Origin of the sequence: Pararoseomonas baculiformis, assembly GCF_017813395.1 — a bacterium.
GTDB classification, from domain to species: Bacteria; Pseudomonadota; Alphaproteobacteria; order Acetobacterales; family Acetobacteraceae; genus Roseomonas; species Roseomonas baculiformis.
Genome location: NZ_JAGIZB010000002.1, coordinates 245,552 through 258,943, shown reverse-complemented (window position 1 = coordinate 258,943; position 13,392 = coordinate 245,552). Strand labels below are relative to the sequence as shown.

Genomic DNA, 13,392 nt, shown 5'->3' with positions numbered 1-13,392 from the left:
GATACTCCCCCTTGGATCAGTAGATCACCGGCTCGGGCACAGGGGCGCCGAACTCGGTGCGCAGGAAGTCGAAGTCGCAGCCTTCGTTCGCCTGCTGGATATGCTTGGTGAACATGTAGCCATAGCCCCGCTCAAAGCGCGGCTCGGGCGCCTTCCACTCCGCGCGGCGCTGCGCCAGCTCCTCCTCGGAGACCTCCATGTTGATGGTGCGGGCATCCACATCCACCGTCACGATGTCGCCGTTCCGTAGCAGGGCCAGCGGGCCGCCGATATAGGATTCCGGGGAAACATGAAGCACGCAGGCGCCGTAGGAGGTGCCGGACATGCGGGCATCGGACATCCGCATCATGTCCCGCAGCCCCATCTTCAGCAGCTTCTTCGGCATGGGCAGCATGCCCCATTCCGGCATGCCCGGGCCGCCCTGGGGCCCGGCATTGCGCAGCACCATCACCGTATCCGGGGTGAAGGGATAGTTCTCGTCCTCGACGGCCTTCTTCATGGAGGGATAGTCGTCGAAGACCACGGCCGGGCCGGAATGCTTGAGGAACTTCTGGTCCATCGCGGCCGGCTTGATGACGCAGCCATCGGGGGCCAGGTTGCCCTTCAGCACCGCCAGCGACCCCTCGCCATAGATGGGGTTGGAGGTCGGGCGGATGACGTCCTCGTTATAGACCCGCATGCCCTCGATGTTCTCGCCCAGCGTCTTGCCCGTGCAGGTGACGCAGGTGAGATCGAGATGCTCGCGGATGTTGTTCATCAGCGCCCTGATCCCGCCCGCGTAGAAGAAGTCCTCCATCAGGTAGGTGGAGCCGGAGGGGCGGACATTGCCGATGACCGGCACGCGGCGGGAAAAGCGCTCGAAATCCTCCAGCCCGATATCCTGGCCCGCGCGGCGGGCCATCGCGATCAGGTGGATGATGGCGTTGGTGGAGCAGCCCATCGCCATGGCCACCGCGATGGCGTTCTCGAATGCGGCCCTGGTCTGGATCTTCTGGGGGGTCAGGTCTTCCCAGACCATCTCCACGATCCGGCGCCCGCTTTCACTGGCCAGGCGGATATGCCCGGCATCGGCGGCGGGGATGGACGAACCGCCCGGCAGCACCATGCCCACCGATTCCGCGATGGCGGTCATGGTGGAGGCCGTGCCCATGGTCATGCAGGTGCCGTAGGATCGGGCGATGCCGCCCTCCACGCCCAACCAGTCCTGGTCCGTGATCTTCCCGGCGCGCAGCTCGTCCCAGTACTTCCAGCTGTCGGAGCCCGAGCCGAGCACCTTGCCCTGCCAGTTGCCGCGCAGCATCGGGCCGGCCGGCAGGAAGATGGCCGGGATGTTCATGCTGGTCGCGCCCAGCAGCAGGCCCGGGGTGGTCTTGTCGCAGCCGCCCATCAGCACCGCGCCATCCACGGGGTGGGAGCGCAGCAGCTCCTCCGTCTCCATGGCCAGGAAGTTGCGGTACATCATGGTCGTCGGCTTGACGTAGCTCTCCGACACCGAGATCGCCGGAAGCTCCACGGGAAAGCCGCCCGCCATCAGGATGCCGCGCTTCACGTCATCCACGCGCTGCTTAAAATGCACATGGCACGGGTTGAGGTCGGACCAGGTGTTGACGATGGCGATCACCGGCTTGCCCGTCCATTCCTCGGGCGCGTAGCCCATCTGCATGGCGCGGGAACGGTGGCCGAAGCTGCGGAGGTCGGCGGGGCCGAACCAGCGGGCCGAGCGCAGCTCGGCGGCGGTCTTGCGCTTCGGGCCGGGCTCGGTGGGGCCAGGCTCGAGGGACTCGGGCGGCAGGTTCGGATCGGCCATCACGCATCCTCCGGAGTGATCTTGGGACTGACATAGCAGATTTGCAGAATGGCGCCAGGGGCTCCGCGCGGCTCGGCGGGCCGTTGCGGCGACGCACAAGGCCTGTTTCCCTGCGCCGCAGCATTCCCATGGATAGGACGACCGATGGAAAGGCTTTTCCGGCTCGCCGAGAACGGCACCACGCCCCGGCGGGAGATGATGGCCGGCCTGACCACCTTCCTCGCCATGGCATACATCATCGTGGTGAACCCGCAGGTCATGGCCGCGGCGGGGATCGATCCCGGCGCCGCCTTCGTCGCCACCTGCGTCGCGGCCGCCATCGGCTGCGCGCTGATGGCGCTGCTGGCGAACTTCCCCATCGCTCTCGCCCCGGGAATGGGCGTGAACGCCTATTTCGCCTATGCGGTGGTGGGCGAGATGGGCCTGTCCTGGCAGGTGGCGCTCGGGGCGGTCTTCCTGTCCGGCATCATCTTCCTCATCGTTTCCCTCTCGGGCTTCCGGGAATGGCTCATCAACGGCATCCCGCTGTCGCTGAAGCTGGGCATCGCCGCGGGCATTGGCCTCCTGCTCGGGCTGATCGGGCTGCAGAACCTGGGGCTGGTGGTGGACCATCCGGCGACGCTGGTCACCCAGGGAAAGCTCGGCTCCGCCCCCGTGCTGCTCGGCTCGGCCGGGTTCATCCTCATCGCCGCCCTCACGGCGCGGCGCGTGCCGGGCGCCATCATCATCGGCGTGCTGGCCACGGCCCTGGCGGGCATCCCGCTTGGCCTCACCCGCTTCGGTGGCCTTGTCTCCGCACCGCCCTCCATCGCCCCCACCCTGCTCCAGATGGACCTCGCCGGTGCCTTCACCCTGGCCGTGGCGCCGGTGGTCTTCACCTTCTTCGTGGCCGACCTGCTGAACAATGCGGGCACCCTCATCGCCACCACCCATCGTGCCGGGCTGATGCGGCCGGATGGCTCCGTGCCGCGCCTCGGCCAGGCGCTGGTGGCGGATAGCGGCGGCGCCATGATCGGCGCCGCCCTCGGCACCTCGCCCACCGTCAGCTATATCGAGAGCGCGGCCGGCATCCAGGCCGGCGGACGAACGGGGCTGACCGCTCTCACCGTCGGCATCCTCTTCATCCTCGCCCTGTTCCTCTCGCCGATCGCAACGGCCATCCCGGCCTTCGCCACCGCACCGGCCCTCGTCTTCGTGGCCTGCCTCATGGCGGAACCGCTGAAGCACCTGGATTGGGGCGACATCACGGAATACCTGCCGGCTATCCTCGGCGCGATCACCATGCCCTTCACCTTCTCCATCGGAACAGGCATCGGCATCGCCTTCACGGCCTATGCCCTGATCAAGCTCGCGGCGGGACGGCCTGGGGAGGTGCATGGGGCGGTTTGGGTGCTCGCCCTTCTCTCCGCGGCCCAGCTCGCCCTGTCCTGATCCGACAGGGCACCCTGCATTCCTGCGCCCCGGGCAACGGAGGGGCGGCTAGAGGTCTTCCTTGCGCCGGATCATTTCGGTCAGCAGCAGGCGGGCGATGTCATGCGGGTCGTCATCCCCGGCATGGCCGCTCTCCTCGCCCCCGAAATCCTCGGAGCGCACCGTGACGAGGTCGCCCTCCACCCGGTACTCGCCGACATGGCGCTTCCCGGCCACCTCCACCGTCACCATCCTCGGCTCATCCATTCCTTGTCCTCCTTCTCCGGATTGAACCGCAACGGGATGAAAGCATCGCGTCCGGCCGGCGTTGCCGAAGGAGGGTTCAGCCAATCCCGGCCCGCCGGAGCTCCTCGCCCAGCCTCCCCGTGACGAACAGCCAAGCCATCCGCAGGTCGGAGCCAAGCGACCAGAGCGGATAGGTGAAGGTGGCCGGCCGGTTCCGCTCGATTGTCATGTGGCTCACCCAGGCAAAGACATAGCCGCTCACCAGGCCCGCCAGCATCAGCCACCAGCGCCCCAGCACGACTCCGGCCACGAAGAGCGTGACGCCGATCAGCGTTCCCGCGACATGGACGGCCCTTGTCCGCGGGTCCGCATGCTCCCGCAGGTAATAGGGCCAGAATTCCGTGTAGGTCGTGATCCGCCGGGCCATGGACGGAGCCTAGACGATCGGCATCGTGAATCGCGAGCCCGCGATGCAAACATGCCCTTGAGCATCCCGCCCCGCTCCACCACCCTGGGCACCGCACCGCATCCAGGAGGGCAGCCCGAGCGGGCCGCCGGCCATGGCCGGTCCGAAACCCTCAGCCCCCTCCGGTCCTTTCCCCCGCCGATGCCCGCCCCCACCGCTTTCGTCCCGTTCCGGAACCCCGCCTTCCGGATGCTCTGGGTCGCCACCCTCATCAGCAATATCGGCGGCTGGGTGCAAAGCACCGGCGCCGCCTGGCTGATGACCTCCCTCTCCCCCTCCCCTGTCATGGTCAGCCTGGTCCAGGTGGCCTCCATGCTGCCGGTCTTCCTGCTGGCCCTGCCAGCTGGCGCGCTGGCCGACATCATGGACCGGCGCCGTTTCCTGATCGGCACGCAGATCTGGATCTGCGCCATGGCGCTGCTGCTCTGCGTCCTCACCGCCGCGGGCGCCCTCGGGCCCTGGGGGCTGCTCGCCCTCACCTTCTGCATCGGCATCGGCGCGGCGGCGAACTTCCCCGCCTTCGGCGCCACGACGCCGGAACTGGTGGTGCGGGAGGACCTGGTCCAGGCGATCGTCCTCAACGCCATGGGCTTCAACCTTTCGCGCGCCATCGGCCCGGCGCTCGGCGGCATCGTGCTGGGCTGGGCGGGCGCCGAGGTCGCCTTCGCGCTCAACGCCGCCTGCTTCCTCTATCTCACCGGCGCGCTCTTCCTCTGGAAACGCCAGCCGCAGACGGACCTTGCCCCGCGCGAGGGCCTGGTGGATGCGATGGGCAGCGGCGTGCGCTACGTCCTCGCCAGCCCGGTGATGCGCGGCATCATCATCCGCGCCACTTTCAGCTTCTTCGCGGGCTCGGCGGTCTGGGGCCTGCTGCCCATCATCGTGCGCTTCCGCCTCGGCCTTGGCCCGTCGGCCTTCGGCCTCATGCTCGGCGCCATGGGCGTGGGCGCCGTGGCCGCCAGCTTCGGCCTGCCGGCGCTGCGGAACCGCCTCTCCCGCTCGAACATCGTCGTGGCCTGCTCCTGCATGATGGGCATCTCCATCGTCCTGCTGGGCCTTTCGCCGCACTGGCTGCCCGCGGGCATGGCCATGCTGCTCTACGGTGCCTCCTGGCTCGGGATGACATCGACCCTCAGCGCAGCCTCGCAGTTCGCCGCCCGCCCCTGGGTCCGGGCCAGGGCCATCGGGCTGTTCCAGGTCGCCACCTTCGGCGCCATGGTGCTCGGCTCCACCCTGGGCGGCATCGGCGGCTCGCTCATCGGCGTGCCGCAGACACTCGTCATCTTCGGCGTGGCAAGCATCCTTCTCTCCGTCCTCTCCCGCCGCCTGCCGCTGGAGGCAGCACCGCCGGAGCCGGTTCCAGCGCGCCTGGTGGAGCCCATGCCCGAGGCCCCGGCGCCGGAGATCATGCCCACCCTCCGCACCCTTGATGCGCGGCTTCTCGAATCCGTCCGGTATTCGGTCCCGCCCCATTCCAGGGATGCCTTCCTGAAGGCCATGGCCGAGGTTCGCGGCGTGCGCCTGCGTGCCGGCGCCATTATTTGGCGCCTTTATGAGGACGTGGCGCATCCCGAGCGCTACATCGAGCTCTGGGCCGTCCGCTCCTGGACCGACCATCTGCGGGAGCAATCCCGGCTGTCCGAGCAGGACCATGCCCTTCTTGCCAGGGCCGCCGCCTTCCAGCAGCCCGGCACGGCGCCCGAGGCCGAGCGCTTCGTGCAGCTGCCCGTATAGGGAGCAGTATAGGGAGGCGCCCTGGGGCGTTCCGCCGTGCGGGCCATGCGCGGCAGGCGGGGCACCTTCTTTCCAGAAACCTTCTCCGCCCCGGGGCATTGCGGTTGCCGAGGGCGTGCTTCACCCCATGATGAAGCCCGTCCATCGGACTCGAACGCGAAGGAGCCATCATGGCCAAGGCCGAAACCGCCAAGGTGCCCAACAAGACCCGCAACGACACGCCGAGCAACGGCAAAGCCGTCAGCGTCAACGTGCTCCAGGGCGCCCTGGCCGACATCATCGACCTGACCAATGCCACGCGGCAGGCGCATTGGAACGTGAAGGGCAGCCATTTCTACGGGCTGCACAAGATGTTCGAGGAGTTCTACACCATCCTCAACGAGCAGTCGGACGAGCTGGCCGAGCGCGCCGTCCAGCTCGGCGGCATCCCGGATGGCACCACCCAGGCCGTCGGCGCCCAGACCCGCATCAAGCCCTATGACGCCAAGCTCCTGGACGGCATGGACCACTGCGCCGCCCTGGCCGACCGCTACGCCCAGATGGCCCAGGCCTTGCGCGAGGGCATCGACGCCACCGACGAGGCGGGCGACGCCGACACCTCCGACCTGCTGACGCAGGTCTCGCGCGAGGTGGACAAGGCGCTGTGGATGATCGAGGCCCATCTGCAGGGCAAGAACTGACCTGACGGGCATCCGGGCCACGGCCCGGCGCTGATGGCCGCCCGCCTGCTCCCCCAGGGCAGGCGGCGGTTGCATCTGGCTCCCCGGATGGCTAATTTGGGCCGGGGACCCAGAACAAGACATGAACGATCTATTCGGCGGCCGCCCTCCGAAGGGCCCGGCCCAGCAAAGCTATTCCGCGGCTGACATCGAGGTGCTGGAGGGGCTCGAGCCCGTCCGCCGGCGCCCGGGCATGTATATCGGCGGCACGGACGAGAACGCCCTTCACCACCTGGCTTCCGAGATCATCGACAACGCGATGGACGAGGCCGTGGCTGGCCATGCGGACCGGATCGAGGTCACGCTGGAGCCGGACAACTGGCTGACGGTGCGGGACAATGGCCGCGGCATCCCCGTGGACCCGCATCCCAAGTTCCCGAAGCTTTCCGCGCTGGAGGTGATCCTCACCACCCTCCATTCCGGCGGCAAGTTCTCGGGCAAGGCCTATGACACCTCGGGCGGCCTGCACGGCGTCGGCTCCTCGGTGGTGAATGCCCTCTCCGAGCGGATGGAGGTGGAGGTCGCGCGCGACCGCACCCTGTTCACCCAGGCCTATTCGCGCGGCAAGCCGCTGGGCAAGCTGAAGAATGCCGGGCCGGTCCATAACCGCCGCGGCACCACCATCCGCTTCCGGCCGGACCCCGAGATCTTCGGCAAGCTGCCCTTCCTGGCCGCGCGCCTGTACCGGTTCTGCCGTTCCAAGGCCTATCTCTACAAGGGCGTGGAGATCCGCTGGTCCGCCGATCCGTCGCTCATCAAGGACGAAACCCCCGCCCAGGCCACGCTTCACTTCCCCGGCGGCCTCTCGGACTACCTGGGCGCCGCCATTGAGGGGAAGGTCACCGTCACCCCCACCCCCTGGGCCGGCGAGGCCACTTTCCCGAACGGCGCCGGCCGCGCCGAATGGGCGGCCACCTGGCTGGAGCAGGGCGAGGGCTTCCTCTCGACCTATGCGAACACCATTCCCACGCCCCAGGGCGGCACGCATGAGGCCGGGTTCCGCAATGCCCTGGTGAAGGGCCTGCGCGCCTATGGCGAGCTGCGCAAGGAGAAGCGCGCCGCCAGCGTCACGGCCGAGGACCTGTTCGGCGGGCTCGCCGGCATGGTTTCGGTCTTCGTGCGCGAGCCGCAGTTCCAGGGCCAGACCAAGGACAGGCTTACCTCCCCCGAGGCCGCGCGCCTCGTGGAGAACGGGTTGCGCGACCACTTCGACCACTGGCTGACCGGCGACACGCGCAACGCCGACAACCTCCTGTCCTGGGCGATTGAGCGCGCCGAGGAGCGCATCCGCCGCCGCGAGCAGAAGGAGGTTCCCCGCAAGACCGCCACGCGCAAGCTGCGCCTGCCCGGCAAGCTTGCCGACTGCTCCAGCGAGAATGCGGAAGCCACGGAACTCTTCCTGGTGGAGGGTGACTCCGCCGGCGGTTCCGCCAAGCAGGCGCGGGACCGCATGACCCAGGCCGTGCTGCCGCTGCGCGGCAAGATCCTGAATGTGGCCTCCGCCAGCACCGAGAAGCTGCGCGCCAACCAGGAGCTGCGCGATCTGGTGGAGGCGCTGGGCTGCGGCGTGGGCGAGCGCTTCGACCTGGCCCGGCTGCGCTATGGCCGCATCATCATCATGACGGACGCGGATGTGGACGGCGCCCATATCGCCGCGCTGCTGATGACCTTCTTCTACAAGGAACTTCCTGCCCTGGTGCGGGACGGCCGCGTCTTCCTGGCCCAGCCGCCCCTCTATCGCCTCCAGCACGGCGCGAAGTCGATCTATGCGCGCGACGATGCCGACCGCGAGCGCATCCTGAAGCGCGAATTCAAGGCGAACCAGAAGGTCGAGGTCAGCCGCTTCAAGGGCCTGGGCGAAATGCCCCCGGCCTCCCTGAAGGAGACGACCATGGACCCGAAGAAGCGCACCCTTCTCCGCGTCGTCCTGCCCGCCGAGGCGCGGGCGGAAACGGCAGAGCTGATCGAGGCGCTGATGGGCCGCAAGCCGGAGCTCCGCTTCAGGTTCATCCAGGAGAACGCATCGAAGCTGGACGAGGCCGAGGTGGATGTCTGACGGGGCATAGGGGCGGGCGACCTGGGGGCGGCGGGCCGCTCCTGCCCCTCAGGCAACCTCCTTCAGGAAATCCACGAAGGCCCGCAGCGCCGCCGGCATGTGGCGCCGCGAAGGATAGTAGAGGAACGGGCCCTCAAAGGGCGGCAGCCACTCCTCCAGCACCGGGATGAGCTGCCCGGACCGGATGAAGGGCTCTGCCCAGCCCTCGAAGGTGGCGTAGAAGCCCAGCCCCTGCAGGGCGGCAGAGATGCCCAGATGGGCATCGCTGGTGATCAGCGGCCCCTCCGGGCGGATGGCCACCACCTGCCCCTCCCGCTCGAATTCCCAGGGCAGCATCGTGCCGCTGCTGAAGCGCGTCCGGATGCAGGGCAGCCCCAGCAGGTCATGCGGCGTGGCGGGGCGGCCGGTGGCGGCAATCAGCGCCGGCGAGGCGACGACGACATAGCGCTGCGGCCCGCCCAGCCGCACGGCGATCATGTCCAGCGCCAGGCTTTCCCCGTAGCGCACGCCGGCATCGAAGCCTCCGCGCACGATGTCCACGAAGCCGCTCTCGGAGGTGACATCCACCACCACGCGCGGATGGCGCGCCAGGAAGCGCGGCAGCAAGGGCGCCAGGACCAGCTGTGTGACGGGCGGCGGCGCATTGAGGCGCAGCGTGCCCGAAACCCCCGCTCCGGCCTGGCCCGCCGCCGCCAGCGCCGCCGTGATCTCGTCCAGCGCGGGCGCCAGCCGGCCCAGAAGCGCCGCGCCAGCCTCGGTCGGCGCCACGCTGCGCGTGGTGCGGTTCAGCAGGCGCACGCCAACGCGGTCCTCCAGCGCCCGGATCCGCTCCGTGGCGCTGGACGGAGACAGCCCAGCCGCCTGCGCAGCCCGGCGGAAGCTGCCATGGCGCACCACCGCGGCAAGAAGCTCAAGGTCCTCCAGCGACGGCCTGATCATTCGCGATTCCCGAACAGCCCGTGCGGATCATACGGGATTAAGCGGGAGACCGCCTGGGCGCATATCGGCTCCGTCACCTCAACCGATGGAGCACCCCATGGAACAGCGCCAACTCGGCCGCACCGGCCCGCATGTGTCCACCCTCGGCCTCGGCTGCATGGGCATGTCCGACCTCTACGGCCCCGCCGACCGCGCGGAGGGCCTCGCCACCATCGCCATGGCCGTGGAACGGGGGATCACCCTGCTCGACACCGGCGACTTCTACGGCATGGGCCACAACGAGATGCTGATCGGCGAGGCGCTGCGAAGCCTTCCCCGCGAAAAGCTGGCGATCAGCGTGAAGTTCGGCGCCCTGCGCGGGCCGGATGGCGAATGGAACGGCTATGATTCCCGCCCCGCCGCCATCCGCAACTTCCTTGCCTATTCCCTCCGCCGCCTCGGGACCGACCACATCGACCTCTACCGCCCTGCCCGCCTCGACCCGGCTGTGCCGATCGAGGAGACGATCGGCGCCATGGCGGAGCTCGTGCGGCAGGGTCATATCCGCCATATCGGACTGTCCGAAGTGGGGGCCGAGACCATCCGGCGCGCCCATGCCGTGCACCCGATCGCCGACCTGCAGATCGAGTATTCCCTTCTCTCCCGCGGCATCGAGGATGAGATCCTTCCCACCTGCCGGGAACTGGGCATCGGTATCACTGCCTATGGCGTGCTCTCCCGCGGGCTGATCAGCGGGCACTGGTCGAAGGACCGCGGCGCGCACGGAGACTTCCGCGCCATGTCACCCCGCTTCCAGGGTGCGAACCTGGACCGGAACCTGTCGCTGGCCGAAGCACTGGGCCGGGCCGCCGAGGCGCGCGGCGCCACAGCCGCGCAACTCGCCATCGCCTGGGTGGCCTCCCGCGGTGCCGATATCGTGCCCCTGATCGGCGCGCGCCGGCGGGAAAGGCTGGACGAGGCGCTCGGCGCCCTCTCCGTCCAGCTGGACGAGAGGAGCCTCGAGGCAATCGAGGCGGCCATTCCCCGGAATTCCGCGGCCGGCGCCCGCTACCCCGAGGCGCAGCTTGCCCATATGGACAGCGAAGCCCCGCATCGCTGAGCGACAGGCCGCTGCCGGGTCAGGCGGCGGTCGCCTCCGCGCCCGCCTTTCCCTTCGCCCGGGCCCGTGGCTTCTGCCCGGGCCCGCCTGCCGGCTTGCGCGCGCGCTTTGGGGCCGGCGCTGCCTTCTGCGTCTTCAGCTTCGCCAGCAGCGCCAGCACGGCCGCCTCCTCCGGCCGGAGATGGGCGATCTCCTCACGTAGCTCCTCCTCGGCCGCCTCGGCGATCTCCAGCGCGAGCTGCCCGGCCATGTAGCCATCCAGCAGGTCCGGATGGACGTAGCATTTTCGGCAGACCGTCGGCGTGTTGCCCAGGCGCGAGGACACCTGCTCGATGGCTGCACGGATGTTGCGCTTGGCGGCGGCCTGGCTGTCGAAGGTCTCGAACTCCCGCAGCGCGAGGGCCGCCATGACCGTGCCGGCCCAGGTGCGGAAATCCTTCGCGGTGATGTCCCGCCCCGTGATCTCGCGGAGATACTCGTTCACGTCGCCGGAGCTGACATCATGCACCGAGCCGTCCTCATCGGTGTAGGCGAAGAGCTCCTGCCCCGGCAGGTCCTGGCATTCCCGCACGACCTTCGCCACGCGCCGGTCCTGCACGCCCAGCTTCCAGCTCTTGCCGCTCTTGCCCTTGAAGGCGAAGCGCATCGTCCCGCCCTCCACCTTCACATGGCGGTTGCGCAGCGTGGTCAGGCCGAAGGAGCCGTTCTCCTTGGCGTAGTCGTCATTGCCCACACGGATCAGCGTCGTCTCCAGCAGCCGCACGACCGTGGCCAGCACTTTTTCCCGTGGCAGGCCCTTCTTCTGCATATCCTCCGCCACCCGCGCGCGGATGGCGGGCAGCGCGGCCGCGAATTCCGCCATGTGCTCGTATTTCGTCGCGTCCCGCGTCTCGCGCCAGCGCGGATGGTAACGGTACTGCTTGCGCCCGCGCGCATCCCGCCCCGTGGCCTGGATATGGCCGTTCTCGAAAGGGCAGATCCACACATCGGTATAGGCCGGCGGAATGGCGAGGCTGCGGATACGCTCCAGCACCGCCTCGTCGCGCACCGGCTCGCCCGAGGGGGCGCGGTAGAAGAAGGCGTCGCCCTTCGCATGGCGCGTGATGCCCGGCTTCGTATCGCTCACATAGCGCAGGCCGGCCGCCCGCGCCGCCTCGCGCGGGTCAACGATGATCTCATCCCCATCCGGGGTGCTTGTCGTGTCGCGTGGCATGACGTCGTTCCTTCCTGGGGAAGGAAGCGGCCCGGCTCGCCCCCGGTTTCAGAGCTGCTACTACTAGCCCACCCGGCCCCAGGCCCGCCCGCCATTGCGCGCCGGGCAGGCGCAGGCATCGCCTGCCGGCACCGGCCGCTCCAGCGGGCAGATATAAGCCCCGGCATAGCAGGCCTGCCCCGCCGCGCGCGGTGCCACATAGGCCGGTGGCGGCGCATAGGCGGGAAAGGGCGGCACGTACCAGGCCGGCGGCGGTGGGTAGGCATACGGGTAGGGATAGACAGGATAGGCTGGGCCGATCCCGATGCCGAAGCTCACCTGGGCCGCGGCCGTACCGGCGGAAAGCAGCGGAAGCGCCATCAGCGCCACCGCCAGGAAGGGGCGTCTGGCCTGTCTCATGCCCGCGAGATGGGATGCGCTAGCTGCCCGTTGAAGATGCGCCGCCCAGCCAGTCGCGCAGGATGGCGTTCACGACCTCCGGCGCCTCCATGCTGGGCAGGTGCGCACAGCCCGGGATGATGCGGAGCACCGCCCCGGGGATTCCCTCCGCGATCTCCCGCGCCAGTTCAGGCGGGGTGAGGATATCCGCTTCCCCTACCGCGACGAGGCTTGGCACCGCGATGCCAGAAAGGTCCCCGCGCGAATCCGGCCTGCCCAGGATGGCGGCCTGCTGGCGCAGGAAGGCGTCGCGCCCCACGCGCTCGGCCATGTCCATCACCTCCCGGGCCAGCGGCCCGTCCTGGTTCGTGGCATGCAGCAGGCGCGGCAGCAGGCGGGGCGTGACGCCGCGGAACTGGCCGGACCGGGTGAGCGACATCAGGCCGCGCCGCTGCCGCGACTGCTCGGGCGTGTCCGGTCGGGCGGAGGTGTCGAACAGGGCCAGCCGCTCCACGCGCCCGGGCACCTGGCGCATCACCTCCAGCGCCACGTAGCCGCCCATGGAAAGGCCGGCCATGGCGAAGCGTCCAGCGCCCGCCTCGTCCATGGCGCGCACGGCCCGCGCCGCCATGGCCACCACCGCATCATCCCTGGTAAGGTCCGCCACCACCGGCCGGGCGAGGCCTGCCAGCCCGGCCACCTGGTCGCGCCAGAGCCGCTCGTCGCAGAGAAGGCCGGGGAGGAAAAGGAGCGGCGTGCGGGTCATCGCCCTGGTGAAACATGGCGGGAAACCGGGGGCAACCGGGCCGAATCACCCCGTTCAACCTTGCATCGCGGCCGTTCCGGGCGCATATCGCGCGCACGCGGCTGCGTGCCGCGCGGCTGTCAATCCTGCCGGCGTCGCCGCCGGGGTGAGAATGGCCGCGCCACGCCGGACCATCGGCCGGGCGCTTCCGGCCATGCCGCATGGCGCCCGACACCATTGATGAAGCAGCCGACTTTCGCCGCCCCCGCCATGTATGGCCGGGCGGCGGCACAGGAACACACGCTTGACCGAAAACGACCAGCCCCGCCCCGCCGATAGCGACGCCCAGGAGGGCCAGGCCCCGGAGACCGTTCCGGAGACCCTGCCCACGGCCGCGCGCGAGGCCCTGCCCGAGGCAGGCGCCACCGGCAGCACGGAAGGCGCCGCCGATGGCGACCCCGTGGGCGAGGGCGAATCGCCCCGCTTCGCCGAGGCCCCGGCTGTCTTCGAGACGGCCCAGCCCATCGAGGCCCTGATGGCCTCCGGCACGGAGGATGCCGGGCAGACCGGCGCGGATGCC

12 protein-coding genes are annotated in these 13,392 nt (G+C 69.4%); 5 read left to right on the top strand and 7 right to left on the bottom strand.

Going from position 1 to position 13,392, the window contains the following annotated elements:
- Nucleotides 1–16 precede the first annotated feature (16 nt).
- Entirely contained in the window at nt 17–1,807 is a 1,791-nt protein-coding gene (araD, locus tag J8J14_RS03290) for an L-arabinonate dehydratase (RefSeq protein ID WP_209378016.1), read from the bottom strand.
- Nucleotides 1,808–1,951: 144 nt separating this feature from the next.
- On the opposite strand from araD, the gene J8J14_RS03285 reads away from it, so the two are divergent.
- Nucleotides 1,952–3,238, top strand: a complete 1,287-nt coding sequence (locus J8J14_RS03285; RefSeq protein ID WP_209378015.1) for an NCS2 family permease — start codon at nt 1,952–1,954, stop codon at nt 3,236–3,238.
- A gap of 48 nt (nt 3,239–3,286) precedes the next feature.
- On the opposite strand, the gene J8J14_RS03280 is transcribed toward J8J14_RS03285, so the two are convergent.
- Nucleotides 3,287–3,484 carry a hypothetical protein gene (locus J8J14_RS03280; protein ID WP_209378013.1) on the bottom strand — a complete coding sequence of 66 codons (198 nt, stop codon included), beginning with the start codon at nt 3,482–3,484 and terminating at the stop codon, nt 3,287–3,289.
- 76 nt (nt 3,485–3,560) lie between these two features.
- Nucleotides 3,561–3,890, bottom strand: coding sequence for a DUF962 domain-containing protein (locus tag J8J14_RS03275; RefSeq protein WP_209378011.1), 330 nt, complete (start codon nt 3,888–3,890; stop codon nt 3,561–3,563).
- 57 nt (nt 3,891–3,947) lie between these two features.
- Between J8J14_RS03275 and J8J14_RS03270 the strand changes: the two genes are divergently transcribed.
- From J8J14_RS03270 to parE, 3 genes are all read left to right on the top strand, one after another.
- Complete coding sequence (locus tag J8J14_RS03270; RefSeq protein WP_245215313.1) at nt 3,948–5,663, top strand: MFS transporter; 1,716 nt, start codon at nt 3,948–3,950, stop codon at nt 5,661–5,663.
- 170 nt (nt 5,664–5,833) lie between these two features.
- Nucleotides 5,834–6,343: a DNA starvation/stationary phase protection protein Dps gene (gene dps / locus J8J14_RS03265; protein WP_209378009.1), complete on the top strand. Its 510-nt coding sequence runs from the start codon at nt 5,834–5,836 to the stop codon at nt 6,341–6,343.
- Between the two features lie 121 nt (nt 6,344–6,464).
- Nucleotides 6,465–8,438, top strand: coding sequence for a DNA topoisomerase IV subunit B (gene parE, locus J8J14_RS03260; protein WP_209378007.1), 1,974 nt, complete (start codon nt 6,465–6,467; stop codon nt 8,436–8,438).
- 48 nt (nt 8,439–8,486) lie between these two features.
- On the opposite strand, the gene J8J14_RS03255 is transcribed toward parE, so the two are convergent.
- The gene (locus tag J8J14_RS03255) at nt 8,487–9,377 is read right to left on the bottom strand and encodes a LysR family transcriptional regulator (protein WP_209378006.1); all 891 of its coding nucleotides are present in this window, start codon (nt 9,375–9,377) and stop codon (nt 8,487–8,489) included.
- Nucleotides 9,378–9,474: 97 nt separating this feature from the next.
- Between J8J14_RS03255 and J8J14_RS03250 the strand changes: the two genes are divergently transcribed.
- A complete protein-coding gene (locus J8J14_RS03250; protein WP_209378004.1) occupies nt 9,475–10,476 on the top strand; it encodes an aldo/keto reductase in 1,002 nt (333 codons plus the stop codon).
- Between the two features lie 19 nt (nt 10,477–10,495).
- On the opposite strand, the gene J8J14_RS03245 is transcribed toward J8J14_RS03250, so the two are convergent.
- The 3 genes from J8J14_RS03245 to J8J14_RS03235 all read right to left on the bottom strand — a co-directional run bounded on the left by J8J14_RS03245 (nt 10,496) and on the right by J8J14_RS03235 (nt 12,833).
- Nucleotides 10,496–11,689, bottom strand: a complete 1,194-nt coding sequence (locus J8J14_RS03245; RefSeq protein ID WP_209378002.1) for a DNA topoisomerase IB — start codon at nt 11,687–11,689, stop codon at nt 10,496–10,498.
- Between the two features lie 63 nt (nt 11,690–11,752).
- Nucleotides 11,753–12,088: a hypothetical protein gene (locus tag J8J14_RS03240; protein WP_209377996.1), complete on the bottom strand. Its 336-nt coding sequence runs from the start codon at nt 12,086–12,088 to the stop codon at nt 11,753–11,755.
- Nucleotides 12,089–12,107: 19 nt separating this feature from the next.
- A complete protein-coding gene (locus tag J8J14_RS03235; RefSeq protein WP_209377995.1) occupies nt 12,108–12,833 on the bottom strand; it encodes an alpha/beta fold hydrolase in 726 nt (241 codons plus the stop codon).
- Between the last annotated feature and the right edge of the window lie 559 nt (nt 12,834–13,392).